At 59.2% G+C, this 26,941-nt stretch carries 21 protein-coding genes, 3 tRNA genes and 1 pseudogene; 9 read left to right on the plus strand and 16 right to left on the minus strand.

From position 1 onward, the window contains the following. Positions 1–66 precede the first annotated feature (66 nt). Complete coding sequence (locus BMZ23_RS06280; protein ID WP_093474185.1) at positions 67–1,104, minus strand: AraC family transcriptional regulator; 1,038 nt, start codon at positions 1,102–1,104, stop codon at positions 67–69. 207 nt (positions 1,105–1,311) lie between these two features. Here BMZ23_RS06280 and BMZ23_RS15285 point away from each other — a divergent pair. Next, a pseudogene (locus BMZ23_RS15285) lies at positions 1,312–1,380 on the plus strand (4Fe-4S binding protein); the annotation flags it as partial. A 1,500-nt stretch (positions 1,381–2,880) separates the two neighbouring features. Further along, positions 2,881–5,025, plus strand: coding sequence for a molybdopterin oxidoreductase family protein (locus BMZ23_RS15150; RefSeq protein ID WP_425431667.1), 2,145 nt, complete (start codon positions 2,881–2,883; stop codon positions 5,023–5,025). Here the strand turns inward: BMZ23_RS15150 and BMZ23_RS06290 are convergent, their stop codons facing one another. After that, on the minus strand, positions 5,026–5,595 hold the full coding sequence (locus BMZ23_RS06290; RefSeq protein WP_093474188.1) for a nucleoside deaminase: 570 nt from the start codon (positions 5,593–5,595) through the stop codon (positions 5,026–5,028). A 199-nt stretch (positions 5,596–5,794) separates the two neighbouring features. Between BMZ23_RS06290 and fnr the strand changes: the two genes are divergently transcribed. The 3 genes from fnr (at position 5,795) to BMZ23_RS06305 (ending at position 8,770) form a co-directional block, all read left to right on the plus strand. Next, positions 5,795–6,541: a fumarate/nitrate reduction transcriptional regulator Fnr gene (gene fnr, locus BMZ23_RS06295; RefSeq protein WP_093474191.1), complete on the plus strand. Its 747-nt coding sequence runs from the start codon at positions 5,795–5,797 to the stop codon at positions 6,539–6,541. A gap of 77 nt (positions 6,542–6,618) precedes the next feature. Continuing rightward, positions 6,619–8,175, plus strand: coding sequence for a tetrathionate reductase family octaheme c-type cytochrome (locus BMZ23_RS06300; protein WP_245748141.1), 1,557 nt, complete (start codon positions 6,619–6,621; stop codon positions 8,173–8,175). 1 nt (position 8,176) lies between these two features. Beyond that, positions 8,177–8,770, plus strand: a complete 594-nt coding sequence (locus BMZ23_RS06305; protein WP_093474197.1) for a cytochrome b/b6 domain-containing protein — start codon at positions 8,177–8,179, stop codon at positions 8,768–8,770. Between the two features lie 3 nt (positions 8,771–8,773). On the opposite strand, the gene BMZ23_RS06310 is transcribed toward BMZ23_RS06305, so the two are convergent. From BMZ23_RS06310 to BMZ23_RS06325, 4 genes are all read right to left on the minus strand, one after another. After that, positions 8,774–9,943 carry an efflux RND transporter periplasmic adaptor subunit gene (locus BMZ23_RS06310; RefSeq protein ID WP_093474200.1) on the minus strand — a complete coding sequence of 390 codons (1,170 nt, stop codon included), beginning with the start codon at positions 9,941–9,943 and terminating at the stop codon, positions 8,774–8,776. Positions 9,944–9,946: 3 nt separating this feature from the next. Next, positions 9,947–12,307: an ABC transporter permease gene (locus BMZ23_RS06315; RefSeq protein ID WP_093474203.1), complete on the minus strand. Its 2,361-nt coding sequence runs from the start codon at positions 12,305–12,307 to the stop codon at positions 9,947–9,949. A 4-nt stretch (positions 12,308–12,311) separates the two neighbouring features. After that, positions 12,312–13,028, minus strand: coding sequence for an ABC transporter ATP-binding protein (locus BMZ23_RS06320; protein ID WP_093474206.1), 717 nt, complete (start codon positions 13,026–13,028; stop codon positions 12,312–12,314). Positions 13,029–13,108: 80 nt separating this feature from the next. Next, positions 13,109–13,426: a PilZ domain-containing protein gene (locus BMZ23_RS06325; RefSeq protein WP_093474209.1), complete on the minus strand. Its 318-nt coding sequence runs from the start codon at positions 13,424–13,426 to the stop codon at positions 13,109–13,111. Positions 13,427–13,704: 278 nt separating this feature from the next. Between BMZ23_RS06325 and BMZ23_RS06330 the strand changes: the two genes are divergently transcribed. Together BMZ23_RS06330 and BMZ23_RS06335 are read left to right on the plus strand one after the other, a co-directional pair. Then, complete coding sequence (locus BMZ23_RS06330) at positions 13,705–15,420, plus strand: GspE/PulE family protein (protein ID WP_177197235.1); 1,716 nt, start codon at positions 13,705–13,707, stop codon at positions 15,418–15,420. Between the two features lie 37 nt (positions 15,421–15,457). Continuing rightward, on the plus strand, positions 15,458–15,871 hold the full coding sequence (locus tag BMZ23_RS06335) for a copper chaperone PCu(A)C (protein ID WP_281242306.1): 414 nt from the start codon (positions 15,458–15,460) through the stop codon (positions 15,869–15,871). Between the two features lie 6 nt (positions 15,872–15,877). Here the strand turns inward: BMZ23_RS06335 and BMZ23_RS06340 are convergent, their stop codons facing one another. From BMZ23_RS06340 to BMZ23_RS06380, 9 genes are all read right to left on the minus strand, one after another. Next, positions 15,878–16,498: a trimeric intracellular cation channel family protein gene (locus BMZ23_RS06340; protein WP_093474218.1), complete on the minus strand. Its 621-nt coding sequence runs from the start codon at positions 16,496–16,498 to the stop codon at positions 15,878–15,880. Between the two features lie 14 nt (positions 16,499–16,512). Continuing rightward, a complete protein-coding gene (gorA, locus tag BMZ23_RS06345; RefSeq protein WP_093474221.1) occupies positions 16,513–17,874 on the minus strand; it encodes a glutathione-disulfide reductase in 1,362 nt (453 codons plus the stop codon). 119 nt (positions 17,875–17,993) lie between these two features. Beyond that, positions 17,994–18,079 (minus strand) — tRNA-Leu (locus BMZ23_RS06350). Between the two features lie 36 nt (positions 18,080–18,115). Then, positions 18,116–18,189, minus strand: a tRNA-Cys gene (locus tag BMZ23_RS06355). Between the two features lie 46 nt (positions 18,190–18,235). Then, positions 18,236–18,311 (minus strand) — tRNA-Gly (locus BMZ23_RS06360). A gap of 96 nt (positions 18,312–18,407) precedes the next feature. Continuing rightward, positions 18,408–18,971, minus strand: coding sequence for a CDP-diacylglycerol--glycerol-3-phosphate 3-phosphatidyltransferase (gene pgsA / locus BMZ23_RS06365; RefSeq protein ID WP_093474224.1), 564 nt, complete (start codon positions 18,969–18,971; stop codon positions 18,408–18,410). 78 nt (positions 18,972–19,049) lie between these two features. After that, positions 19,050–20,876 (minus strand): excinuclease ABC subunit UvrC, encoded by a 1,827-nt coding sequence (uvrC, locus tag BMZ23_RS06370; RefSeq protein ID WP_093474227.1) that lies wholly within the window; start codon positions 20,874–20,876, stop codon positions 19,050–19,052. Next, entirely contained in the window at positions 20,873–21,523 is a 651-nt protein-coding gene (uvrY, locus tag BMZ23_RS06375) for a UvrY/SirA/GacA family response regulator transcription factor (RefSeq protein ID WP_093474287.1), read from the minus strand. Before uvrY ends, uvrC begins: the two co-directional genes overlap by 4 nt. 144 nt (positions 21,524–21,667) lie before the next feature. Beyond that, the gene (locus BMZ23_RS06380) at positions 21,668–23,557 is read right to left on the minus strand and encodes an acetate--CoA ligase (RefSeq protein WP_093474230.1); all 1,890 of its coding nucleotides are present in this window, start codon (positions 23,555–23,557) and stop codon (positions 21,668–21,670) included. 151 nt (positions 23,558–23,708) lie between these two features. On the opposite strand from BMZ23_RS06380, the gene BMZ23_RS06385 reads away from it, so the two are divergent. Together BMZ23_RS06385 and BMZ23_RS06390 are read left to right on the plus strand one after the other, a co-directional pair. Further along, positions 23,709–25,640 carry a putative nucleotidyltransferase substrate binding domain-containing protein gene (locus BMZ23_RS06385; RefSeq protein WP_093474233.1) on the plus strand — a complete coding sequence of 644 codons (1,932 nt, stop codon included), beginning with the start codon at positions 23,709–23,711 and terminating at the stop codon, positions 25,638–25,640. Next, positions 25,637–26,347 carry a 3'-5' exonuclease gene (locus BMZ23_RS06390; protein WP_093474236.1) on the plus strand — a complete coding sequence of 237 codons (711 nt, stop codon included), beginning with the start codon at positions 25,637–25,639 and terminating at the stop codon, positions 26,345–26,347. The genes BMZ23_RS06385 and BMZ23_RS06390 overlap by 4 nt, the downstream gene beginning before the upstream one ends. Before the next feature lie 107 nt (positions 26,348–26,454). Here the strand turns inward: BMZ23_RS06390 and BMZ23_RS06395 are convergent. Beyond that, the coding region (locus tag BMZ23_RS06395; RefSeq protein WP_218143576.1) for an FAD-binding protein at positions 26,455–26,941 on the minus strand (487 nt) is incomplete at its 5' end.

The following is a 26,941-nucleotide window of genomic DNA, read 5'->3' on the forward strand; positions in this document are numbered from 1 at the left end:
AGTGTATTTGCCAGATGATCCGGTGAGTCTTCTGCTACACACTTGCCCCCTGCGCATTTCGCGCTGTTATGAGGCCTGTGCTGGAGAACTGCCGCCCCGCTGCTGCAAATGCCGTTGGCGGTATTCCCCCGGGGTGATCCCGGTCCAGCTGCGAAAGGCGCGAATAAAGGAGCTCTGCTCGGCATAACCAAGCAACAGCGCAGCGTCGCTTTGTGTCAGGTTCGGGTCGCGCAGGTATTGGCGTGCCAGCGTGTGCCGGGTTTGTGCCAACACGCTGCGGTAGCTGTAACCGGCCTGCTGCAGTTGCCGGTAGAAACTGCGCAATGAATAGCCCAGCGCGGCGGCTACCGCTTCGGCGCTGGCGTCGCCATTTTTCATCGACTCGACCACCTGTTCCTGCACCCTGACGAAAAACGCCTCGCTGTCAGCGTCCATATGCTCGGGCTGCTGGCTCAGCAAGGCCTGGGCCTGCTGTTCCAGCAGTTTCAGCAGATACGGGTCCTTGCTGGCTATCGGCATCGCCAGCAGGTGCGCCGGCAGGTTCAGTTCGATCTCTGCACAGCCAAATTGCACCGGGCAACCCAGCAGCACCTGATAGACGTCGCTGTCTGCCGGGCGCGCAAATGGCAGGCCGGCATGCAGTGGTGCCTGAGCCCGGCCAATCAGGCTCTGGTACAGGCTGACAAACACCGCCAGGCTGAACTCCAGCGCCAGCGGCGTGTTCGCCACCGCCTGGCTCCAGCGCATATGCAAGACGCCCTGCCCCAGCCAGGCACGCGAGTGCAGTCCCTGCTGCAACAGGGCGTGGTAGCGCTGGTAACGTGGCAGCGCCTGGCCGAGGGTACTGCAGGATGACAACATATAGCCGACCACCCCGAAGTGCCGTGGTTGCGCGGCGCGCCCGAGCCTTACGCCCAGCGCACTGACCGGGTCGTGCCGGTGCAGTCGCTCCAGCAGATCGCAGAACTGCCGGGCGCACACATGCGAGCTCTGCAGCACCTGCTGCAGCTCGGTTTCAAGGGCCCTGTCGTCGATTTGGCGGGCCTGCAGGTATTCCAGCAAGGGCTCGACAAAGGTGGCCGGAAGGAAGTCGGTTTTGTGCATGGGCAGACTATTGGCTGTTTGGCACAAAATGTCAATTCGGTTGCATCTGGCGATACGCCAGACGGCATTCTGCCTACTATGCTGGTTTGTATTTATCCAGCTGCGGAGTAGATCATGGCATACGTTGTCACCCAGGCCTGTATTGGCAACAAGCACACCAGTTGCGTGGATGTCTGTCCGGTCGAGGCATTTCGTGAAGCCCCGGAAATGCTGTTTATCGACCCCAAGGTGTGCATTGAGTGCAACGCCTGCGTGGCGGCCTGCCCGGAAGGTGCAATTTACCCGCAGAGCATGGTGCCGGCCGAGCAGTTGTCCTTTATCGAGCTGAATGCCGAAGGCGCCAAGACCCATCCGGTGATCCGCGAGAGCATCAAGGCCAGCGCCGATGTCAGTCCCCTCGCCCAGTTGCCTGCCCGTTTCGCGATTGTCGGCTCCGGTCCCAGCGGTTTCTATGCCGCCGAGGCGCTGATGAAAAAGCTCCCGGCAGCGCAGATCGACATGTTCGAACGCCTGCCTACCCCCTTTGGTCTGGTGCGCTACGGGGTGGCCCCGGATCATCCGCGCATCAAGTCGGTAAGCGCCGGCTTTGAGCGCATCGCCGAATCGCCGCAGTTCCGCTTTTTCGGCAATATCGAGATCGGTCGTGATATCAGCAGTGCCGAGCTGCGCGAGCATTACCACGGGGTGATTTATGCCACCGGCGGCTCGCAGAGTCGTCCGCTGGATCTGCCGGGTGCCGACAGCGGCAATATTTTCGGATCGTCGAACTTTGTCGGCTGGTACAACGGTCACCCGGACCAGGTGGGTCTCGCACCAGCGCTGGATGGCAAAACGGCAGTGATCATCGGAATCGGCAACGTGGCGCTGGATATCGCCCGCCTGCTGGTGCTGCCGCAGGATCAGTTGAAACGCACCGATATTGCTGACCATGCGCTGCAGGCGCTGGCGGGCAGTGGTATCGAGGAAGTCCGCCTGCTGGCACGCCGCGGCCCGGTGCAGGCGGCCTTCACGCCGAAGGAACTGGAACAGCTGATGGCCATTCCCGGCCTGCAGCTGCTGGTCGATCCGGCCGATCTGCAGCTGGACGAGATCAGCGCACGCCAACTGGAGCAGCCGGAGTTTGCCGAGGCGCGCCACAACCTGAGCCTTCTGCGCGAGATTGCAGCCCGCCCACAGGCTGAAGGCAAGCGCATCCGTTTTATGTTCTATACCAGCCCGAGCCGCTTTACGGCGGTCGACGGACGGGTCAGCGCCGTGCAGGCGCAGCGAACCGAACTGGTCCGCAATGCTGCGGGTCAGCTGGAGGCCCGTGCGGCGGCGGATTCGCTGGAAATTCCCGCTGCTCTGGTGGTGCATGCGATCGGCTACCAGGGCTCGGCCATCGACGGCCTGCCCTTCGACCAGCGCCGGGGCGTGATTGGTAATGCCGGTGGCCGGGTGGAGGCTGATGATCAACAGCACGACTACGTCGCCGGCTGGATCAAGCGTGGTGCCAGCGGGGTGATCGGCAGCAACCGGCAATGCGCCAGCGAAAGCGTGCAACGCCTGCTTGAAGACTTTGGCAGCAGCCTGCCGAACCTGGCCGGTGACGGCATCGATACCCTGCTCGCTGAGCGCCAGCTGGAAATTGTCAGCCTGGCCGACTGGCGCCTGCTGGATCAGCATGAACAGGCGCGCGGGCGCATCGAGGGCCGTACCCGGCGCAAGCTGGTGAAGGTCGACGAGATGCTGGCGGTGATTCGCCAGGCGCGTGCCCGCGAGGAGGCTCAGGCGCTTCTGCCGGTGAAAACCCATCACCGTGCCTGCACCCTGTGCGAGGCGATGTGCGGGGTGGTGATCGAAACCCGTGGCGAGCAGATTCTGTCGATCAGCGGTGACGTCAACGACCCGCACAGCGAAGGCCACATCTGCCCGAAGGGCTATGCACTGCAGGACCTGCACAACGACCCGGATCGCCTGCGTACGCCGCTGGAGAAGGTCAACGGCGAATGGCTGCCGATCGACTGGGATAGCGCCCTGGACAAGGTCGCCGCGCGACTGGTGGATATCCAGCAGCGCCATGGCAACGATGCCGTGGCCGGCTACTGGGGCAACCCCTCCTCGCACAACCTGGGGCTGATGATGGCCTCGGGTGCGCTGCGCAAGGCGCTGGAAACCCGCAATATTTCATCGGCCGCATCCCTCGACCAGATGCCGCACCAGCTGGTGTCCTACCTGATGTTCGGTCACAGCCAGCTGTTCACCATTCCGGATATCGACCGCACCGGTTACATGCTGATGCTGGGCGCCAACCCGGCCGCCTCGAACGGCAGCCTGATGACCGCCGGCGACATCCTCAAGCGTCTCGAGCGCATCCGCCAGCGTGGCGGCAAGGTGGTGCTGGTCGATCCACGGCGTACCGAGTCGGCACGTTATGTTGACCAGCACCTGTTTATCCGGCCCGGTACCGATGCCTTCTTCCTGCTCGGCCTGATTCGCCATGTGCTGGATCGCGGCCTGGTTAAACCCGGTCGCCTGCGTGAACTGGCGGACAACTGGGAGGCGCTGGCACCGCTGTTCGAGGGCGTTTCACTGGAACAGGTCAGCGCCCGTTGCGGCATTGCGGTAGCCGATATCCAGCGCATTGCCGAGGACTTTGCCGCCGCTGAATGCGCGGTCTGCTATGGCCGCATGGGGATTTCCACGCAGAGCTATGGCGCGCTCAACCACTGGCTGATGCTGGTGCTGAACATCCTCACCGGCAACCTGGATAGCCCCGGTGGCATGATGTTCACCACCCCGGCATTCAACAAGGCCCAGAGCCGGCCGATGGGCAGTTTCAACACCTACCAGAGCCGGGTGCGCGGGTTGCCGGAGTTTGACCGCTATTTCCCGGCAGTAATCATGGCCGAGGAAATGCTTACCCCCGGTGAGGGTCAGGTACGCGGCTTTGTCTGCGTCGCCGGCAACCCGGTGCTGTCGACGCCGAATGGCCGGCAGATGGATGCGGCGCTGGAGCAGCTGGAGTTCATGGTGTCGATCGACTTCTACCTGAACGAAACCTCACGGCATGCCGATATCATCCTGCCGCCCACCGGTCCGCTGGAACACGAGCAATACGACATCGTGTTCAACATGCTGGCGGTACGCAATCTGTCGCGCTACAGCGACCCGGTATTCGAGGCGCCTGAGGGTACACGCTGTGACTGGGATATCGTCCAGGGTCTGGCCCGGCGCATCGAGGCGTTGAAGAATCCGGATGCTGCGCCGCCGCGCGCCCTGCCCACCCCCGAGCAGATCCTTGACCATGGCCTGAAAACCGGCCCCTATGGCAAAGGCTTCAGCGAATACAACCAGGGGGAGCCGATCCGGCATGACGAGCCGCTCAGCGTCGAGGTATTGAAGCGCTACCCGCATGGCCTGGATCTTGGACCGATGCAGCCGTCCTTCCCTGGCTATTTGTTCACCCCAGGACAGCGCCTGCGCCTGACACCGCCTGAGCTGGTCGAGGACCTGCAGCGGGCCATGGCTGAATTGCGCAGCGAGCCCGATGCGGGTCTGATGCTGATCAGTCGGCGTGACCTGCGTACCAACAACTCCTGGATGCACAATAGCCAACGGCTGGTAAAAGGCACGGATCGTTGTGCCCTGCTGATCAATCCGGCTGATGCGGCACGTCTTGGACTGGCTACTGGCGCGCCGGCACGCATTCAATCACGTGCCGGCGAGTTGCGCGTCAATCTGCTGGTCACCGAAGACATCATGCCCGGGGTGGTCTGCCTGCCGCACGGCTGGGGGCATGATCGCGAGGGTGTCAGTCTGCGGGTGGCTCAGAGCAACCCGGGTATCAGCATCAATGACATCACCGATGACAAGGTGGTCGATCCGCTGTCCGGCAATGCCGTATTCAACGGCATTCCGGTGCAGCTGCTGCCAGCCTGATCAACCGGACGGGGCGGCGTAGATGACGCCGCCCTGCTCCCGGTAATCCAGCAACAATTGCCTCGCCGGCTCACGCAGCAGGTCGGTGCGAATACTGATGCCGCGACTGTGCAGGCCCGCCTGCCAGTCCGGCGGCTTGCAGCCCTCGTCAAAGCCAATCGCTTCGGCATCCTCCCCGCGTGCCGCACACACCAGCCGACGTATGCCGGCAAAGGGAATGGCGCCGAGACACATGGCACAGGGCTCGCAGCTGCTGACCAGAGTACAGGCGCCAATCGCACCCAACTGGTGCTCAGCAATACGCCGCTGGGCCAGCAGCAGGGCGAGCATTTCCGCATGCCAGAGTGAACTGTGCAGCTGTACCACGCGGTTGGCGGCAATGCTCAGCAGCCGGCCCTGCGGATCCAGCACTGCTGCGGCAAAGGGGCCGCCACCATCGGCGACATTGCGTTGAACAATTTGCAGCAGCAGTTGCATGGCCGCTTCTTCATTGGCTACTTCAGGTGGCTGGTGATTGATTTGTGCTAGCCATGCCGGTAATTCCACTGAAATCTGCAATTCGGATGTCATTGTTTTGCCTCTTTGATCCCGTTTAATAGCCTCATGCTGCCGGTTTAATACCAATTCATCCAGTGGTTGAAGCGTATTGATTCGCACTCAGCGGTGGCGTTAGAAAATAACTGGGTGGGGTATTTTGCAAGGTAAGGATCCTTGTACTAGACTCATCGCGATCCTTATGAGTACGCCAAAATCAAGGAAGGCCAAAGCAATGACCGGTAAACCTTTGCTGGCTCGCGAGATGCACGAGCCTCATTGCACTGATTGTCGGCTGGCCGATCTGTGCCTGCCGATGGGGCTGACAAATGCCGAAATTGAACGGCTTGATGGTTTTATAAAACGTGGCAAATCCCTGGCCAAGGGTGAGGTTTTATTCAGGCAGGGGCAGCCTGGAACCTCCTTGTATGCGGTTCGCAGTGGTGCACTCAAAACATTCAGTCTCTCCGAAGCCGGTGTTGAACAAGTCACCGGCTTTCATTTGCCCAGTGAAATTGTCGGTCTTGCGGTTGATTCGGATGAGCGACTACCTGTATCTGCGGTTGCTCTGGAAACGACCTTTCTGTGTGAAATTCCTCTGGACATGCTCGACAACCTGAGCAATGACATGGCGCACCTTCGCAAGCGTATGCTGCGCCTGATGAGTCGCGAGATTCGTGACAACCAGCAGATGTTGCTGGTGTTATCCAAGAAAAATGCTGAACAACGACTTGCAACCCTGCTGGTCAACCTTTCTGCACGCCATCAGGCGCGAGGCTATTCAGCGACTGCCTTTCGTTTGGTGATGTCACGTCATGAAATCGGTAATTTTCTCGGGCTGGCGCTGGAAACCGTTTCACGTGTTTTGAACCGGTTTCAACAGCACGGATTGATTCAGATAGATAACAAAGATGTCCGAATTTTGCGCGCGGAAGAAATCTATGCGCTGGCTGACGGCCTGACAGATCACTCCAGCGACTGATAGCTGCTCCGGGTATCTGCTGCCTGTTGGTTCTGCCTTCGTATTGGGGAGGTTGCATGACAGTTTGTCGCTTTATCATGCTGTTCTGTCTGGGCCTTTCCTGTGTCTTGCCTGCGTGGGCTGGCACTGCCGATCACAGCCAGTTTGACGTTCTGCAAGGGCCTTTTGCCACGGGTGAAGAAGTTACCCGTGCTTGCCTGAGTTGCCATACTGAAGCGTCCAGACAGGTGATGGCGACCCGTCATTGGAGCTGGGAGTACGAGAATGCCGATACCGGGCAAAAGCTCGGCAAGAAGACCATGCTCAACGGCTTCTGTATCGGCAACAAGTCCAATGAAGCCTTCTGCCAGTCTTGTCATGTCGGTTATGGCTGGAAGGATGACAGCTTCGATTTTACCGCTGAGGAAAAAGTCGACTGCCTTGCCTGTCACAACACCGGCGACTACGCGAAGATCGGCGGTCTGGCCGGGCATCCGGCCTACCAGCGCATGGAAATGCCCAAGGGGTCTGGCAAATTTATTGAGCCGGTAGATCTGGTGGCGGTGGCCCAAGCCATTGGCGAAACCAGTCGACGCACGTGCGGCAGCTGCCACTTTTATGGAGGCGGCGGGGACGGCGTAAAACACGGCGATCTGGATTCTTCCCTGGTGACACCCGACCGGCAGCTAGATGTACATATGTCCCCGGATGGCGGTAATTTCCGGTGCTCGACCTGTCACCAGTCAGATGATCACAATATTGCCGGTAGTCGCATCAGCATGACGGCTGCTGATCCGCACGGCGCCCTGATACGCGGCCAGCCAAGTGATCGCAATCCGGCCACTTGCCAGTCCTGTCACGGAGACCGTCCTCATCAGGATGGCCTGCTGCATGCCAATCGGCTCAATGACCATGCAACTACGCTTGCCTGCCAGACTTGCCATATTCCGACCTTTGCCCGCGGCGGAGTGCCGACCAAGATGGGTTGGGACTGGTCGACTGCAGGGCAACTGGATGAGAACAGCAAGCCCTTTCAGCACCGTGACAGCGATGGTCATGTGATCTACGACAGCAAGAAAGGCGACTTTGTGCTGGGCGAGCGTGTGGTGCCGGAGTATCTCTGGTTTGACGGTTCAGTTACCTACACTCAGCCGGATACGGTTATCGATCCCTCCGCCCCGGTAGCGATCAACAGTTTTCATGGCGCACCCGGCGACCCGGGTTCGCGTATTTGGCCAGTCAAGCTGTTCCAGGGCAAACAACCCTACGACAAGATCCACAAAACCCTGCTTGTGCCACATACAGCAATTCCTGACGATACTGCCTTCTGGTACAACTTCGACTGGGACAAGGCGCTGGCAGTCGGCACCGAAGCGGCTGGCCAGCCATTCAGTGGTGAGTATGGTTTCATCGAAACCACTATGTTGTGGCCGATTACGCATATGGTTGCACCGGCGGATCAGGCACTGGACTGTGCCAGTTGCCATAGCGATCAGGGGCGTCTGGCGGCTGTTGAAGGGCTGTGGATGCCAGGGCGCGACCGCAATGCCCTGCTCGACCGGGCAGGCTTTGGTCTTGCCGCACTGATGCTGTTGGGGGTGGCCGGGCATGCCGGCTTGCGGATCGGACTTGGCTTGCGCCGCAGGAGACACTGAAATGGGCGAACGACTCTATTTGTTTACCCGCTTTGAGCGCTTCTGGCACTGGTGCCAGGCGGCCTTGATACTACTGCTGCTGTTCACCGGTTTTGCCATCCATGGCAGCCATCAGTTGATCGGATTCCGGCGCGCCGTGGAAATTCACGAGGTGGCGGCCTGGATGCTGATTGTGCTGTGGGTGTTTGCGATTTTCTGGCACTTCACCACTGGTCAGTGGAAGCATTACATCCCTACCCTGCATAACATCAGCCGGATGGCCCGCTACTACGCCATTGGAATCTTTCAGGGTGCACCGCATCCTTACAAGGTGACTCCTGAGCGAAAGCACAACCCCTTGCAGAGAATCGCCTACCTGTCAGTAAAACTGCTGATCAACCCTCTGCTGTGGCTGAGTGGCCTTACCTATTTGTTCTGGGGGCGGCTGCAGGCCTTTGACCTGCCCGTAACCCTGCAGCAGGTAGCAACACTGCATACGCTAGGTGCGTTTTTGATGCTGGTTTTTCTGATTGTACATGTCTATCTGGCCACCACCGGCCATACCCCGCTGGCACATGTTCGGGCGATGATAACCGGCTGGGAAGAGCGTCACTGAGTATCAGCGGTCGCGAATACGCATATCCGGCCGCAGATGTTGGCCTGGGTGGCGTACCACGCGCTCTCCGGCTTCCAGTCCCTGCATAATAGCGCTCTGTAACTCGGAATGAAGCCCGGGAACTACCTGTCTCAGCTGCGCGCGACCCTGCTTTTCTACATAGAGGTACCAGTCTTCGCCAAGACGGAACAATGAGCTGGCAGGGACTTGCAGTAGCTCAGGATGCTCTTCAAGAATAAAGAGCACGTCGACCCGATAACCGTCACCAAGGCCCAGCCAGTCACTGTGTGCTGATTGCAGTTGCAGTACTACCCAGACCCGTTGCTCTTCTACTCCCAGTGCCGACAACTTGGTAAACCCCGTCGGTTCGACGCGGCTAATGCTTGCGCGTAATGGCTCTCCACCCCAGCGTAGCAGTTCAGCACGCATTCCCGGGCGCAGGCGGACTGCATCTGCCGACAGCACATCGACCTCGATTTCCAGGCTTTGCAGATCGCCAATCACCAGGATCGGCTCTCCAGACTGAACCGGACCAGAACTCTGGCGCAGACGTTGCAATATGGTGCCATTCAGTGGCGCAGGGATACGTATTGGTGTGTCCAGCGCTGCACCACCTTGGACACTGAGTTGCAGTAGGGCAATGTCACGTTCGTGGCGTGCCGCCTGGGTGGCAAAGCGGCTCGACTGTGCCGTCGCATCCGCATGTCTCCAGGCAGTGTGCAACTGATCCAGTCGTTCGGCGGCAAGATGGCCTGCGGCATGTAGCTGCTCGCCGCGTTGCAGTTCCCGTTGGCTGAGCTCCAGTTGTGCCTGGCTTGCCTCTTGCTGCTGCTGATACTGTTGCAGGGTGGCTTCCGTGCGTTCAAGCAATGCCTGCGCTTGCGCCAGAGTGCGGGCATCCAGTGCGGCTGCTGGCAGTGGCAACAACCGAAATAGTTCATCGCCAGCAACCACTGCATCACCAGGCTCCAGTTCAACCCGCTCAAGCTGGCCGGCCAAGGGGGCCGTTATAATATGCCGATTGGCCACCCGGGTACGTCCCTCCTCCTCCAGCAACAAGCGCATGGGTGCCAGCGCCGCAGGAACCAGCTCAACCTCGAGTGTGGCAGGACGCAGGCTCAGCCAGGTGCTCAGTACCAGTACCAGAAGTGCAATCAGCAGCAGAACTTTCATCCGTTACTCCGCAGCCTTGAGGGCGGACACCATGTCCAGTCGCGACAGTCGGCGCAGTAGCATCCAGGACGACAGTAGCGTTGCCAGCAATACTACCAGAGCCGCCTGGGCAAAAGTGGCAGGCTGCAGTACCAGGGGAATACGGTACAGATCGGTCTGCATGGCCTGCGACAGCAGCCAGCAGAGTGCTGTGCCCAAGGCAAAACCCGGCAGCAGTGCCAACAGTGTCAGCAGCGTTTGTTCACCGATCAACAGGCTGGCTACTTCAAATTGTGTAAAACCCATTACGCGGAGGCTGGCCAGTTCCCTGCCGCGTTCGGCAAAGGCAATACGCGCATTGTTATAAACCACTGCAAAGGCAATGGAGCCAGCAAGAAACAGGCTGAACAGGGTAAATACCAAAAGGCTTTCGTCCATCAGTTGATTAAAGGCAGCAATGCTGCGTTCGCGAAGGGTTACCGAAAGTACGCCGGGCATTTCTTCGAAGGTGCGTGCCAAGGTCAGGTGCCGTTGCGGGTCTGCAGCGACCAGTACCTGATTCAGGCTGTCACCCTCGCCGAGCATGCGTGTCAGCGCCCCACGCTGAATGTAGGCGCCGACCCCGACATATTCATCCACCACTGCAGCAAGGGGGATACGCAACACGGGTCTGCGCCCTTCCTGTACCTGAACCTCAAGCATGTCGCCGGGTTTGACCTCCAGACTGGTGGCCAGGTGATCGGTCAGCAGTAGACCCTGTGGCGGCAAGACCACCCGCTCAAGATTGGCATTGCGCAGTTGCAGCAACTGCGATTCAGGGTCAATTCCAAGCAGACTGCCGCGCTGGTCGAGATGTCCGTGACGAAGGATTACCGGGACTGCACGCAGCCCTTCAACATGCCGGACACCTGGTTGGGCGCGTAACGTGGAGAGTGCCGAACGCGCCAGCGGATCGGTCAGGTTCAGCGTCATATCCTGTTGTTGCACCAGTCGGAACTGCACGTCGAGCATATGGTTGATGGCGTTCTGCTGGAACCCGGTGAGCATCATCAGGGCCGTTGCCAGGGCAATTGCGAGTATCGAAAGGCTGCTTTTTACCGGTTGGCGCTGCAGGTTGCGCAGCAGTATTCGTGTTGGTCCGCTTAGCCAGTCCAGTCGCAACCACTCAATCAGTCCGGGTCGATAATGTGCTGGTGCCGGCGGCCTCATCGCTTCGGCCGGCTGCAGCCGCAAAGCAGACCGAAGCGCCCCCAGTGTACCCAGTAGTGCAGCAGCAATGGCAATCAGGCAGGCGCTCAGGGCAACCTCCGGGCGCAGCCGGAATTCCAGCCAGGGAAATCGGAAATAGCTCTGATAGAGCTCCGCCAGGGCTGTTGCCAACCAGGCGCCGGCCAACAGGCCAAGCAGGCTGCCGGGCACTACGATCAGCAGAGTCAACTGCAGGTAGTGCCAGCCGACCTGGTGATTGTGATACCCGAACGCCTTGAGTACGGCAATTTGTTCTCGCTGGGTCTGAATCAGCCTTGCGCAGACCATGTTCAGCAGGAAGGCCGCCACACCCAGAAAAATCAGTGGCAGTACGGTGGCCATGGTTGCCAGCTGCTTCAGTTCCTCCTCAAGGTACCGGTGCGACAGTTGATCATGACGGGTGTAGGCACCGGTGCTACCCCATGGCTCCAGCAGCGGATCAAGCCGGGCAATCAGTGTGTCGACGTCAGCCTCCGCCGTGAGCTGCAAGCTCAGGCTGTTGAACGCGCCCTGCATGCCCCAGGCGTACTGCAATACATTCTGATTGATCCATAGCAGCGCATAACGGGAAAAGTCCGGGAACAGGTCGCCGGGCCGAATCTGGTAAATGTACTCCGGAGACAGTGCGATGCCACTGATGACAAAGCGGCGCAAGCGTCCATTGATAATCAACTCAATGTGTTCGCCAGTCTGCAGGGCATGGGCCTCTGCAAACGCCTCGCTGACCAGTAGCTGATCATTGCGGGAGGGGTCCGGGAGTGTGCCGCTACGCAGATACAGGCGATTAAGTTGCGGCTGTCGACCATCCGGTATTGATAACGCCAGACCGGTGATCGGGTCACTGAATCCAGGCAGGCGCAAGGTGACTGGGGCACGGGTGCGGGCCTCTATTTGCGCCACCCCGGGCAGAGCCTGGATTCGCGGCAGCAGGCTCAGCGGCGCGCGCTTTAGATCAACAAAAAGATCAGCAAAATGCTGCTCACGATAGACGGCTTCACGGGTGGCTCGTAGCGAGTCCAGTGTGGCATGGGCCATGGCGTACATGGCTACCCCGGTGCCGATCAGCAACGCAATTGCAGCCGCCTGACCACGCAGGCCCAGGAACATGCGCAGCAATTTTAGTTGCAGGGCGGTCATTGTTTCACCAGCGCAGTGAATCAGCGCGACACGGATCGGAATTGATCTGAATTTCGCTGACCTGCCCGTCACTCAGTCGCAGCATGCGGTCAGCCATGGCGGCGATGCCAGCGTTGTGGGTAATGATGGCAGTGGTAGTGGAAAACTCCCGGTTGATGTCCTGCAATACCTGCAGCACGCGAATGCCGGTTTGCGAATCCAGCGCGCCGGTAGGTTCGTCACACAGCAGCACATCCGGACGTTTGGCAATGGCTCTGGCGATAGCAACCCGCTGCTGCTCACCGCCGGACAGCTGCGAAGGAAAGTGATCCAGCCGCTGGCCAAGCCCTACCCGTTCCAGGGCTTCGACTGCAGGCATCGGGTTGCTGGCAATGTCGGTGACCATGGCCACATTCTCGCGGGCGGTAAGGCTGGGTATGAGATTGTAGAACTGGAAAACAAAACCGATGTGTTGACGCCTGAATTGGGTCAGTTCCGCATCGCTGGCGTGGCTGAGGTTGTGACCTCGAAAGTGTATGTCGCCGCTTGTCGGGCGGTCTAGCCCGCCCAGAATATTCAAAAGCGTCGATTTGCCACTGCCAGAGGCGCCGAGCATGACCAGGAATTCGCCTTCGTAGATCTCCAGATCTATGCCACGCAGCGCCTGAATCTTGACTTCGCCAAGGTCGAAGGTCCTGCCTAACTGGCGAACCTGAAATACCGGCTGTGATTCAGAGGTCATGCCGAACTCCCTAAGGACTCGGCATGAGTGTATCAGAGCGCAGGCGAGCAGGCGGCAGACAGGCTACCGCTCTTCCATGATCAACGTGGGGCGCCGACCATGCGCTCAATGCATTGGCGGGCTTCGTCAGGCAGGCGGGTAAACTGAAGGCCTGTCCAGTGCTGGCTGCCGGTGATACTGGTGCGGTTCCACAGGCTTTCGGCGCTGGCAAAAAACTCTGAATGGCCGTTGAGCTTCATTGGCAGATTGACTTGCAGTGTCCAGTTCCTGTTCAGATCGAGCGGACGCTCGCTGAGCAACATCATGCCTTCACTATGCAGATCAACCACACGGCCAAGATGCTCTCCTGAGTCCAGATCGAAAACTTCCAGGCTGGAACTGACGGCATTCCTTGTCATTGTGCGTCTCTCTTCATTATTCGGGTTGTCACGGGGTTGCAAGTGAGTCATGGGTCGACTGCCTGGCTGCATGGAAATGATAGAGTGAGTCCGTAACGGACGCTAATGGCATGGAGCCATTTTGTCACGCTTTTGCGTTAACTGGATCACAGTTTCAGCAGTTGGCTTCTTGCTTGTGGTGAAAGCTGCCTTCGCTGCATACTTTCCTCAGTATATGCATGCTCTGCCGTGTTTGCTGGTTGAGCCTTTTGATGCAGGTTTTTTACCAAGGAGTACACATGCTGGTAACCGACAAGACGCAACTGGTCAGCTACCTCAAGCGGCACGGCTCTGATATTCCGGAAAAAATGCTTGGCCAGATTCTGCTTGAGCGAGGACTGGTCACCAATGCGCAACTGGATGCTGCGCTGAACCTGCTGCGGCGCAACCCTAAAGCTGGCCGTCTTGGACAGATCCTGTTGTCGATAGACGGTATCAAGCCTTCCCAATTGAAGCAGGTCATTGCCGAACAATTGCAGATTGCCGAAGTCAGTCTTGATCAGTTCGACTTTGACGCCTCTCTGCTGACCAGCCTGCCTGAAGAAATTGCTCGTGAATATCAGGTAATGCCATTGATGGAACATGGTGAGTGCCTGGTAGTTGCCTGTGCCGATCCTACCCAACACGAATTGCTTCATTTGCTCAGTTTTATCAGCGGCAAGCCGATTGAGGCTGTGTACGCTGATCCGAGCGCCATTGATCGTGCGGTCAACAGTCACTACGGTGCTGTTACGGTTGAGTCACTGCCAGAAAATGAAAAAGTCGAGCCTGTGCTTTCCATACAGCAGATCAAGGCGCTGGCAGAAGACAAGCCAACGGTGCGCTTTGTCGACAACATGCTGGAAGACGCCATCAGTCGGCGTGCATCGGATATCCATTTGCGTCCCGGCGAAAAGGATGTGGTGGTGCAGTTCCGGATAGACGGCATGTTGCAGGATATCCGTCATATCAAGCGCTCTACCCTCCCTGCGATTGTCAGTCGTATCAAAATCATAGGCGGGATGAACATTGCCGAGCGGCGGCTACCGCAGGATGGCCGTTATATGGTCAAGATTGCCGGTCGCACCGTTGATCTGCGCCTGTCGATCATGCCTACCGTCCACGGTGAAAGCGTCGTAATGCGTATTCTGGACACTGGGCAGAGCCTGAAAAGCCTTGAGCAACTAGGTTTCAGCGAGACGGATGCGGCGCGCTTCCGCCGTCTGATCAGCCTCAACCAGGGTATCGTGCTGGTCACCGGGCCGACCGGTTCAGGCAAAAGCACCACGTTGTACGCGGCAATTAATGATATCCGCCAGACCGGGGTGAACATCATCACCGTTGAGGATCCGGTGGAATACCAGATTGAGGGTATCCGCCAGATTCAGGTGCGCTCAAGCATTGGCTACACCTTTTCCCGCGCCTTGAGACACATTCTGCGACATGATCCCGATGTAATAATGGTTGGTGAGATCCGTGACCAGGAAACAGCGATCATGGCCAGTGAAAGCGCCCTGACCGGCCACCTGGTGCTCAGCACCCTGCATACCAACAGCGCCGCCAGCACAGTCACTCGACTGCTGGAAATCGGTATCGCACCCTACCTTGTGAATGCAACCCTTATCGGCGTACTGGCTCAACGACTGGCACGGCGTAACTGCAAGCACTGCCTGGTGGATGAGGACGTCCCTGATCATGTGCGCCAGGGCCTGGGGCTGGATCCGAATGAGAGTTTCAAGGTCGGTAAGGGCTGTAACCAGTGCAATGACCGCGGCTTTGCCGGTCGTATCGCTGTATACGAGCTTCTTGAGGTAACCGCCTCGCTGCGTCGACTGATCAAGCCGGCAGTGGCTGCGCAGGATATTGAGGAGCAGGCGCGCATGGATGGCATGCGCCCACTGACTGAAGGGGCACTGGAGTTGGCCCGTCAGGGCATCATTTCACTGGCTGAAGTTTATAGGGTGCGTCTTGAATAAAGCTGGGCTGCTGGCCCTTGGTCTGCTTTTGCCTGCCGTGCTTCAGGCAGGCGGTTTACAGGTCGAAAACGCCTGGTCCAGAGCCATGCCGCCAAACATCAACACAGGCGCTGTCTACCTGCGTCTGTGTAATGCCGGTGCCCTGCCCCGGGCCGTTATCCGTATGACTACACCGGTTGCAGCGCGTGCCGAACTTCACCAGCATGTGGAACGGGCCGGCGTGTTAAGCATGCAGGAAGTTGCCGAACTCAGGCTGGAGCCAGGCGAGTGCAGGCAGTTGCGACCGGGAGGCGATCACCTGATGCTGTTCGGTATAGGTCGACCGCTGCAAGCGGGCGGGAGCTACCCGCTGACCCTTGAGCTGGATGACGGTACTCTGTTGCATCTGGATTTCAGGGTGTTGGGACCCGGCCAGCGTCCAGGCAGCAACCGGCAGTCAGAGCCGGATTGACGGGTCTCAATCCCGGTCAAGCAAGTGAAAGCGCGGCAAGGCTAGTTTCCAGCGAATCGCTGCAAGGCGTATTACCAGTACAACCGCCATCGCCACCAACACATCCAGATCACTCGGGGTGTGTAGCTGGCTGAGTCCGATCCAGGTCAGTGATCCGGCAATGCAGGCTGTGGCATAGATTTCCTGCTGGAAAATCAGCGGTATCTCGTTGCAGATAATGTCGCGCATCACCCCGCCAGCTACCCCGGTCATTACGCCCATGATCACCGCGGCACTGATTGGTACCTCATATTGCATGGCAATCTGTGTCCCCATCACGCTGAATACTGCCAGCCCCAACGCATCGGCCACCAGTAATCCGGTTTCATGGATTGGCCGGGTAAAACGCACCCAGAGTACGGTGCCCAGTGCTGCCAGCGTTGCCACCAGAATGTACAGGTCGTTGCCAATCCAGCTCACAGGGTTACGATCCAGAATGGCGTCACGCAGGGTGCCGCCACCGAGGGCAGTGATCAGGGCGATAACCAGCACCCCGAACAGGTCCATCGACTTGCGTCCGGCCATCAGTGCACCGGTTATGGCAAATACGGCAACTCCGAACAGGTCAAGAAAGTCGAACCAGGTCATAACTGTCCGCTCTCTCAGTCTTCGCGACTGGGTGTGCGCATGGTGACGAACTCTTCGGCTGCGGTTGGGTGGATACCAAGGGTGGCATCGAACACTGCCTTGGTTGCCCCCGCTTTGACGGCCACAGCCAAGCCCTGGAGTATCTCTCCAGCCTCGGGGCCGACCATGTGAATACCGAGAATACGGTCGCTGACAGCGTCAACCACCAGCTTCATGTAGCTTTGCTCATTGCGGCCGGCCAGGGTGTTGCGCATGCTGCGGAAGCGGCTCTCGAAAATCCGCAGCTTGTGGCCGGCTTTCCTCGCCTGATCTTCACCCAGCCCCAGAGTGGCAATATTCGGGATGCAGAAGACCGCCGTGGGTATGTCAGCGTAGTCAACCGGGCTGTATTCCTCCGGGCGATACAGACGACGGACCAGTGCCATGCCTTCCGCCAGTGCCACAGGTGTCAGCTGTGGCGTGTCGGTGACATCACCAATCGCGAAGATTGTCGGGTCGTTGGTTTGATAGTCGCCGTTGCGGGCAATAAAGCCCTTGGAATCCAGCTGCACTCCGGTATTTTCCAGACCCAGCCCGTCCAGATTCGGCTTGCGGCCGGTAGCGTACAGAACAAGATCGGTAACCAGCGTGTTGCCGTCCTGCAAGAACACTCTCAGACTGCCGTCCGCCTGACGCTCAATGCGTTCGACATCAGTATTGAAGCGCAGGTCTACGCCCTTTGAACCGAGCGTATTGGCCACATGTTCGCGCACGTCGCGATCAAAGCCGCGCAGGAACAAATCACCCCGGTAGAGCAATGTCGACTGGCAGCCCAATCCATGAAAAATGCTGGCGAACTCGATGGCGATATAACCGCCGCCCACAACCAGCGTGCGCTTGGGAAGCGCCTGCAGGTGGAAGACCTCATTGGAGCTGAGCACATGCTCCCGGCCGGGAAACTCCGGAATGAACGGCCAGCCGCCGGTAGCGATGAGGATGCGTTCAGCGCTGTAGCGCTGCCCAGCCACTTCAACCGTGTGCGAGTCGATCAGCCTGGCACGGCCTTCCATCAGTGTTACCCCGGCATTTACCAGCAGGTTGCGGTAGATGTCGTTAAGGCGGCCGATTTCCCTATTCTTGTTGGCCAGCAGGCGCTGCCAGTCAAATCCGGCGGCAGAAAGATCCCAACCGTAGCCGGCAGCATCGACAAAGTCTTCTGAAAAGTGCGCAGCATAGGCAAACAGCTTTTTCGGCACGCAGCCAACATTGACGCAGGTGCCGCCCAGATAGCGGTCTTCGGCTACAGCAACCCGCGCGCCAAAACCTGCGGCCATACGACTGGCGCGCACCCCGCCGGAACCGGCACCAATCACGAAAAGCTCAAAGTCGAATGCCATGCTTATCTCCAGATACCCCAGGATAGGGTCAAAGCATAACCGATACTGTGCGGGGTGTGCTTGCGCCGGGAGCGGAAAGAATCGAAGAGCAGCCTGACGCTGGGGTGCACGGTGTCTGGTGGTGCCTCGGGCCGGAATCGAACCGGCAAGGCCAAAGGCCGGAGCATTTTAAGTGCTCTGTGTTTACCAATTTCACCACCGAGGCAGAATGTTGCCAGATCGGCTGGTACTTCTGAAAAAATGGAGGCCGAGGTCGGAATCGAACCGGCGTACACGGATTTGCAATCCGCTGCATGACCACTCTGCCACCCGGCCTCTGAGGGGGACTTCCCGATGCTGCTGTCAGCAACGGGCAGAAAACTGGAGCGGGAAACGAGACTCGAACTCGCGACCCCGACCTTGGCAAGGTCGTGCTCTACCAACTGAGCTATTCCCGCTTTGGAACGGCGCCCATTTTATGCTTCTGGAAACCGCTGTCAAGTTATTGATTCGAAAAACTTTGCTGGCGATTTTTTGAGCAGCGCCGGGCTCTGTCAATCGTCCCTGGATGACTCCATGCTCAGGTGCGGCCAGGCTGCTTTAAGGTAGACCAGCATGGACCAGAGCGTGAGAATTGCTGACACCATCAGGAGCGCGTACCCCAGAATTACCCAGCTGGTAAGTGTTGGCGGGTTTGCCAGCAGAACCACCAGCGCCACCATTTGCGCAGCAGTCTTGTACTTGCCCAATTGTGAGACGGCGACATGGGCGCGTGCACCAAGCTCGGCCATCCATTCACGCAGGGCAGAAATTACGATCTCGCGGCCGATGATAACCATGGCCGGCAGCGTGACCCACAGGTTCATATGGCTATGTACCAGCAATACCAAGGCTACAGCCACCATCAATTTGTCAGCAACCGGGTCGAGAAAGGCGCCAAAGGGGGTGCTTTGTTTCAGCTTGCGTGCCAGATAGCCATCGAGCCAATCGGTGATACTGGCCAGAGTGAAGACGCCAGCTGCGGCCAGGTAACTCCAGTGAAATGGCAGAAAGTAAAGCAGGATGAAGATGGGGATCAGGGCCACCCGCATCAACGTTAGGATATTCGGTATATTCATGGTCGCCTGGTGTCCGTTCGGTCTTTCGACATTCTATGTGGCTGGCGGGTAAAAAAGTAGCAACAAACGGCAATTGGCCTAGGTGCTATGCAGTGCGGCATAGATCTCGCCTGCCAGTGTTGTGCTGATGCCCGGTACCCGGGCGATTTCCTGCTCACTGGCGCGCTGCAGTTCCTGCAGACCACCGAAGTGCTTCAGCAGCTCGCGCCGGCGCTTTGGTCCTACGCCACTGATACCCTCCAGTGGCGACTGGTTGCGGGTCTTGCCGCGTCGCTGACGATGGCCGGTGATAGCGAAGCGGTGTGCCTCGTCACGGATCTGCTGGATCAAGTGCAAGGCCGGCGAATGGGCGGGCAATACCAGTTCGTTGTCCGGGCTATTCAGGTACAGGGTTTCCAGTCCCGGCTTGCGGGTGACGCCCTTGGCCACGCCAAGCAGTGTCAGGTCGTGAATTGCCAGCTCCTGCAGCACCTCGATGGCCATGTTCATCTGACCTTTGCCGCCATCCACCAGCAGCACATCGGGTAATCGCCCTTCCCCATCGCGCAATCTGGAATAGCGTCGCTGCAGGGCCTGGCGCATGGCCGCGTAGTCGTCGCCGGCAGTCACGCCATCGATATTGAAGCGCCGGTAGTCACTTTTCAGCGCCCCCTCCGGCCCGAACACCACGCAGGAGGCGACGGTCGCCTCGCCACTTGAATGGCTGATGTCGTAGCACTCCAGCCGGGTTGGCAGCTCTTCCAGCTGCAGAGCTTCCTGCAGGGCCTCGAAGCGGCTTTGCAGGGTCTGGCGGCTGGCCAGGCGTGCGCCCAGTGCCTGCTCGGCGTTGGTTCTGGCCATCTGCAGCCAGCGATTGCGTACGCCGCGCAGTTTCCAGCTGATCTGGGTGTTGTGGCCGCGCACGTCGCCCAGCGCACTGGCCAGCAATGGCCAGTCCGGATGGTTGGCGGAAACCAGAATTTCGCCGGGCACCTCGCGCTCGGTGCTGCCCAGATAGTACTGGGCAACGAAGGCGGCCAGCACGCCAGCCTCATCGGTTTCCATTGGCATACGCGGAAAGTGCGCGCGACTGCCCAGCACCCGGCCCTGGCGCACCATCAGCAGCTGCACACAGGCGCTGCCGGAAGCAATGGCGGCGGCCAGCACATCCAGATTGCCCTGCCCGGCTTCCATGCTTTGTTGGTCCTGCACCCGGCGCAGCAATGCCAGCTGGTCGCGCAGTTCTGCGGCCCGTTCAAATTCCAGGCGTTCGGCGGCCTGTTCCATGGCACTCGACAGTTCATTGTTCAACTGGTTGCTGCGGCCTTCGAGGAAGAGCACCGAGCGGCGCACATCATCGGCGTACTCTTCGGGGCTGACCAGTCCGACACAGGGCGCCTTGCAGCGCTTGATCTGGTATTGCAGGCAGGGCCGGCTGCGGTTGCGGTAGTAGCTGTCCTCGCACTGGCGTACCTGAAAGGCCTTTTGCAGCAAACCCAGACTTTCACGGATAGCACCACCGCTCGGGTATGGGCCGAAGTAGCGCCCCGACGCCTTTTTGCTGCCCCGGTGCAGGGCCAGCCGGGGAAACGCATCGCGACTGGACAGGTACACATAGGGGTAGGATTTGTCGTCGCGCAGCAGGATGTTGTAGGGTGGGCGCGAGGCCTTGATCAGGCTCTGCTCAAGCAGCAGTGCCTCGGTTTCGTTGGCGGTGATGGTGGTTTCAATGCGCGCAATGCGTGCAACCAGTGCCTCGGTCTTGATTGACAGACCGGTTTTGCGAAAGTAGCTGGACAGGCGGTTGTGCAGGTTGCTGGCCTTGCCGACATACAATAATTGTTCGTCGGCATCGTACATCCGGTACACCCCGGGCAGACGACTGACGCCGGCCAGAAAGTCGCGCGCATCGAAACTGCTGCTCATGCCTCTATGCGCATGCCGTCAATCATGCCGTGGCGAGCCGCCAGCAGAGTCAACTCCACATCACCATCGATGCCGAGTTTCTCAAAAATCCGGTAACGATAGGTGTTGACGGTTTTAGGGCTCAGGCACAGCTTGTCGGAGATGTTCGGCACCTTCTCGCCGCTGACTATCATCATGGCGATTTGCATCTCGCGTTCGGATAGCCCCTCAAAGGGGGTGCTCTGTGTCGGCCGCACGGATTTTATCGCCAGGATTGTGGCTATTTCAGGACTGATGTAGCACTGGCCGGCATGTACCTGGCGGATGGCGTCAAGCATTTCGCCAAGGGCTGCGCCCTTGGTCAGGTAGCCTGAAGCCCCGGCCTGCAACAATCGGGTCGGAAAGGGATCTTCGTTGCAGGTGGTGACAGTCAGTACTTTGATGGTGGGATTATGCTGCACAAGCTTGCGGGTTGCTTCCAAACCACCAATCCCGGGCATTCGCACGTCCATCAGCACTACATCGGGGCGCAATACGCGTGACTGGGTGATGGCAGATTCGCCACTGTCGGCTTCACCAACCACCTGAATACCATCGGCATCCGCCAGCAGCCTAACGATGCCACTACGCACCAAATCGTGGTCATCAACTACCAATACCTTGATCAAACTGAACCCCTTGCTCGCTGCTGACAGCCCTGTGCGGATATCTCCCCCGTGATGTCCGGCCGCGGGAGCATAAATGGCGGATATGACCGCCATTCATATGTCTGCTGTGGCACATTAGCAAATCAAAGGCGGCGCTGGAAAGCGTCAGGCGCTCAGCCGCTGCTGAAGCTCGTCCAGACAGCCGGGATCCTCTATGGTAGACGGAACGGACCAGTCCTGTCCGGATGCCATTTGCCGCAGGGTGCGCCGCAGTATCTTGCCTGACCGGGTTTTTGGCAAACGCTCCACGATAAGCGCTTTCTGGAAACAGGCCAGTGCGCCAATGCGTTGTCGAATACGCTCGCGCAGTTCGGCGCAAAGCTGCTCTTCAGCAATGTTGCTGCCGTTACGCAACACCACCAGGCCAAGCGGCAACTCACCCTTCAGGCTGTCAGGCACACCTATGACCGCGCATTCGGCAACCGCCGGGTGGCTACCCAGCACTTCTTCCATTTCGCCGGTGGACAGGCGGTGGCCGGCGACATTGATGATGTCGTCGGTACGCCCCATCACATACAGATAACCCTGCTCGTCCAGATAGCCTGCGTCTCCGGACTGGTAATGCCCGGGAAACTGTTGCAGGTAGCCTGCGGCAAAGCGTTCCGGATTGCCCCAGATCCCGCTCAGGCAACCCGGTGGCAGCGGGAGTTGCAGGCAAATGTTGCCCTGCTGTCCTGCGTCGACCGGCGCTCCATCATCGTCCAGTATGCGTACCTGATAACCGGGCATTGGTACCCCGGCAGAGCCTGGACGAATTGGCTTCAACCCGTAGCCGGCGGGATTGGCCGCAATCGCCCAGCCGGTTTCCGTCTGCCACCAGTGATCGATAACCGGGCGCTGGAGGTGTTCATTAAGCCACTCCCAAGTGGGAGGGTCCAGCCGTTCACCGGCCAGATATATCCGCTCCAGTGACGACAGGTCATATTTCGTCAATTGCTCGGCTTGAGGGTCCTCCTTGCGAATAGCGCGAAAGGCCGTTGGCGCAGCAAACAACAGTTTTACCTGATATTCGGCGCAAACGCGCCAGAAGGCGCCTGCGTCCGGCGTACGTACCGGCTTGCCTTCGTAGAGAATGCTGGTGCAGCCTGCCAGCAATGGGGCATAGACAATATAGGAATGCCCTACTACCCAGCCGACATCGGAAGCGGCCCAGAACACATCGCCCGGCTGCATTCCATAAACCGCATACATACTGCAAAGCATCGCCACTGCATGCCCGCCATGATCACGGACAACCCCTTTGGGCTTACCTGTGGTGCCCGAGGTGTAGAGGATGTATAGGGGATGGCTGGCGGCCACCTCGACAGCGGCTGCGGGCAATGCATTGGCCAGCGCCCGTCTCCAGTCAAGGTCACGGCCGGCATAGAGTTCGGCCTGATGCTGCGGGCGTTGCACCACAACACAGTGGCGCACAGGATGACGGGCTTCAGCAAGAGCGGCGTCAACCAGTGGCTTGTACGCAACAATCCGGTCAACCTCGATACCGCAAGATGCCGTAAGCACGATATCTGCTTCGGCATCGTCAATACGCATGGCCAGCTCATGGGCGGCAAAACCGCCAAACACCACGCAATGCACAGCGCCCAACCTGGCACAGGCAAGCATTGAAATCACAGCTTCAGGAATCATCGGCATGTAGATGATTACCCGGTCGCCGCATTCAACGCCCAGCTCGCGCAACATGCCCGCACATTGGGCGACGCGTCTTGTCAATTCGGTATAGGAAATCCGTTCTTTGTTTGCGGTCACCGGCGAATCCCAGATCAGTGCAGTCTGTTCGCCGCGCCCGGCAGCCACCTGGGCATCAAGAGCCAGCCAAGCCGTGTTCAGGGTTCCATCGGGGAACCACTGGGCATGGCCGTGCTGATCCTGATCCAGAACACGTTGTGGCTCCTTGAACCAGGTGAGTCGCTGCGCCTGGCGCGCCCAAAAGGCAACGGGGTCTTGTTCGGCCAGACGTTGGTCGGTGTTGTAGTCACAGCGGGCAACGGACATCGGGGAATCTCCCTGTTATTTTTTCCAAGAGACTACGCCTGTCCGTACATATGCAAACTAGACTTAGGTCGGATGGGCGGGGACGGAAGCGGCTGACACACTGCACCGCAAGCTGGCGTTATCCTGTCTGCAACGCACGAGGAGCACGTAAATGAGCAAAGATCTGGCCATGCAACAGGCCGGCCGAGCTGCCGTGCTGCAGAACGTGCACGGGACCATGACCTTCCTGCTTGGCTACCCGCCCTTCAACCAGATGGAGCACAGCCATCTGGCCTGGATGGTCGAACATTGCCAACTGCGCTTTTACGCCGAAGGTGAGTCGATCATCCGTCCGCAGGACGGCCCTGTTCAGCACTTTTACATCCTCAAGCAGGGGCTGGTGCGTGGAGAGCGCGTGCTGGCCGGCCAGTCACTGCCGGAAACCACGTTCGAGATCAGCGCCGGAGAATGCTTTCCGCTGGCGGCGTTGATTGGCGAGCGGGCCACGCGCACCGAACATCTGGCAGGCGAGGACTGTTTCTGCCTTATGTTGCCGCGCAGTGACTTCGTCCGGCTGTTCTCGCTGTCACCGGTATTCCGCGACTTTGCCCTGCGCGGTGTAAGCAGCCTGCTTGATCAGGTCAACCAGCAGGCCCAGCTGCAGGCCACCGAAAGCCTCGGCGCCCAGTATTCACTGGATACCCGCATCGGTGATCTGGCTGTTCGCCATCCGATCAGTTGTGCCCCCGACATGCCTCTGCGTGAAGCTGTTCGTTTGATGCACGAAGCCGGCGTTGGCAGCATGGTGGTGGTCAATGACAGGCAACCCCAGGGCATCTTCACCCTGCGCGACCTGCGCCGGGTGGTTGCTGAGGGCGTTCCGTCACTGGATACACCCATCGCCGGGGCAATGACCTGTGAACCCTTTCACTTGCCGCCCTCCTCCAGCGCTTTCGATGCGGCCATTGCCATGACTACCCACCATATCGCGCATATCTGTGTGGTGGATCACGGCGAGTTGGTGGGTGTGGTGTCAGAACGCGACCTGTTCTCGCTGCAGCGGGTTGATCTGGTACATCTGGCGCGCACCATCCGTCAGGCAAGCCGGGTGGCCACGCTTGCTGCATTGCGCGCCGACATCCGCAGGCTGGTGGACAGCATGCTGGCGCACGGCGCCTCCTCCACGCAGATCACCCATATTGTTACCCTGCTGAATGACCACACCGTGTGCCGGGTGATCGAGTTATGCATTCAATCCGAGGGCGACCCCGGTGTTCCTTTCAGCTGGCTGTGCTTTGGCAGCGAAGGGCGCCGCGAGCAGACCCTGCACACCGATCAGGACAACGCCATCCTGTTCGAGGCGGACAGCCCGGAGCAGGCGCTGCAAATCCGTGAGCGTTTGTTGCCGCTGGCCCGCAGCATCAATCAGGCGCTGGCCGAGTGCGGTTTTACCCTGTGCAAGGGCAATATCATGGCCGGCAACCCGGAGCTGTGCCTGTCGCGCGCTGAATGGGCGGCCCGTTTTGAGCGTTTTATCCGCGCAGCCACCCCGGAGAATTTGCTGAAGTCGTCGATCTATTTGGATTTCCGGGTGGTATGGGGCGCGGATCAGGGGGCCGAGCAGATGTTCGCCGAGGTCATGCGCAAGATTGCCGGCAACACCCTTTTTCAGCACATGCTGGCACAGAATGCCCTGCACCACCGCCCGCCAATCGGTCGATTCCGTGACTTTGTGGTTGCGCGCAGTGGCGCCGAGAAAGATACCCTGGACCTGAAAACCCAGGGCCTGACACCCTTTGTGGATGCCGCCAGACTGCTGGCATTGGCCCACGGTATCCGTGAACCCAACACACTGGAACGCTTTCGCCAATTGCGCGATATGGGCCTGATCGATGCCAAGGATGCCGATGCCTACGAGGAGGCCTATCACTTCATCCAGTTGATCCGCATGCAGCAGCACCAGCGTCAGCAGAGCGCCGACCAGCCCTTCAGCAACCGAATTGATCCGGACAACCTGAACCATCTGGATCGGCGCATCCTGCGTGAGTCCTTCCGCCAGGCCAAACGCCTGCAAGCCAGCCTGGCCCTGAGGTACAAGTTGTGAAACTGCCAGGCTGGCTGTCGCGATTCCGCTGCTCGCCATTGAGCGAGGATCAGCGCAGGCGTCGCGATTGCCTGCCGCCGCCACAGCCGATCGATGCAACGCCGCTGGACCAGTTACGGCTGGTGGTGATGGATCTGGAAACCAGCGGACTGAATATCCAGCGCGACCAGATTCTGTCAGTGGGTGCGGTAGTGATTGAGCATGCTGCCATCGATCTTGGCAGCCAGTATGAATGTACCCTGTACCGCGCCGGGCACCGTGTCAGCGAAAGCATTCTGATCCACGGCATTTCACCGAGCGCCATAGAACGCGGCGTGGCGGCAGAAGATGCATTGTTGGACTTTATGGAGTTTTCCGGGCAATGCCTGTTTGTTGCCTTCCATGCCCCCTTTGACCAGCGCATGCTCAGCCGTGGGCTGCGCAAGGATCTGGGGCACCGCCTGCAACATCGCTTTATCGATGTGGCCGAATTGGCTCCCATGCTGTTTCCCGAAGCCAGGGTCGGACGTGGTGGACTGGATGACTGGCAACAGTGGTTCGGTCTGCACAACAGTCAACGCCATAACGCGGCAGCGGATGCCCTGGCCACCGCTGAGATCATGTTGATCCTGCTCAGCAAGGCGCGCCGCGAGGGATTGCACACACTGCAGCAACTGCATAGCCGGCTGGGTCACTGGCGCCGGCTGAAATTGGCCAGAGGAGCCTAGATGCCAGATATGCTCAACGTCAGGCATAAAAAAACCCGACTTGTGAGAGTCGGGGTTTTTTCAGCTACAGGCCAGAAGCTTGTAGCTTGTAGATTGCCGCTTGTGACTTACAGCTTGCCGTCCAGCTCCGGAACCGCGTCGAACAGGTCAGCGACCAGGCCATAGTCGGCGACCGAGAAAATCGGTGCTTCCTCGTCCTTGTTGATCGCCACGATCACCTTGGAGTCCTTCATGCCGGCCAGGTGCTGGATGGCACCGCTGATGCCGACCGCCACGTACAGCTGCGGGGCAACGATCTTGCCGGTCTGACCGACCTGCATGTCGTTCGGCACGAAGCCGGCGTCGACCGCAGCGCGCGAGGCACCCACGGCAGCGCCCAACTTGTCGGCAACCTTGTACAGCATCTCGAAGTTGTCGCCGTTCTGCATGCCACGGCCACCGGAGATGACGATCTTCGCCGAGGCCAGCTCGGGACGGTCGGACTTGGCCAGCTCTTCGCCAACAAAGGCCGAGACGCCAGCGTCGTGGGCGGCACCCACGGCTTCCACCGCAGCACTGCCACCTTCGGCGGCGACGGCGTCAAAACCGGTGGCG

Source organism: Halopseudomonas yangmingensis (genome assembly GCF_900114825.1).
GTDB lineage: Bacteria > Pseudomonadota > Gammaproteobacteria > Pseudomonadales > Pseudomonadaceae > Halopseudomonas > Halopseudomonas yangmingensis.

Coding starts and splice junctions, on each gene's coding strand:
- fnr (WP_093474191.1), top strand. CDS start 5,795: ATGACCGGTAAACCTTTGCTGGCTCGCGAGATGCACGAGCCTCATTGC.
- BMZ23_RS06340 (WP_093474218.1), bottom strand. CDS start 16,498: ATGACCTGGTTCGACTTTCTTGACCTGTTCGGAGTTGCCGTATTTGCC.
- BMZ23_RS06320 (WP_093474206.1), bottom strand. CDS start 13,028: ATGACCTCTGAATCACAGCCGGTATTTCAGGTTCGCCAGTTAGGCAGG.
- BMZ23_RS06385 (WP_093474233.1), top strand. CDS start 23,709: ATGAGCAAAGATCTGGCCATGCAACAGGCCGGCCGAGCTGCCGTGCTG.
- BMZ23_RS06380 (WP_093474230.1), bottom strand. CDS start 23,557: ATGTCCGTTGCCCGCTGTGACTACAACACCGACCAACGTCTGGCCGAA.
- BMZ23_RS06305 (WP_093474197.1), top strand. CDS start 8,177: ATGGGCGAACGACTCTATTTGTTTACCCGCTTTGAGCGCTTCTGGCAC.
- BMZ23_RS06325 (WP_093474209.1), bottom strand. CDS start 13,426: ATGACAAGGAATGCCGTCAGTTCCAGCCTGGAAGTTTTCGATCTGGAC.
- BMZ23_RS06330 (WP_177197235.1), top strand. CDS start 13,705: ATGCTGGTAACCGACAAGACGCAACTGGTCAGCTACCTCAAGCGGCAC.
- gorA (WP_093474221.1), bottom strand. CDS start 17,874: ATGGCATTCGACTTTGAGCTTTTCGTGATTGGTGCCGGTTCCGGCGGG.
- BMZ23_RS06310 (WP_093474200.1), bottom strand. CDS start 9,943: ATGAAAGTTCTGCTGCTGATTGCACTTCTGGTACTGGTACTGAGCACC.
- BMZ23_RS06280 (WP_093474185.1), bottom strand. CDS start 1,104: ATGCACAAAACCGACTTCCTTCCGGCCACCTTTGTCGAGCCCTTGCTG.
- BMZ23_RS06300 (WP_245748141.1), top strand. CDS start 6,619: ATGCTGTTCTGTCTGGGCCTTTCCTGTGTCTTGCCTGCGTGGGCTGGC.
- pgsA (WP_093474224.1), bottom strand. CDS start 18,971: ATGAATATACCGAATATCCTAACGTTGATGCGGGTGGCCCTGATCCCC.
- uvrC (WP_093474227.1), bottom strand. CDS start 20,876: ATGAGCAGCAGTTTCGATGCGCGCGACTTTCTGGCCGGCGTCAGTCGT.
- BMZ23_RS06290 (WP_093474188.1), bottom strand. CDS start 5,595: ATGACATCCGAATTGCAGATTTCAGTGGAATTACCGGCATGGCTAGCA.
- BMZ23_RS06315 (WP_093474203.1), bottom strand. CDS start 12,307: ATGACCGCCCTGCAACTAAAATTGCTGCGCATGTTCCTGGGCCTGCGT.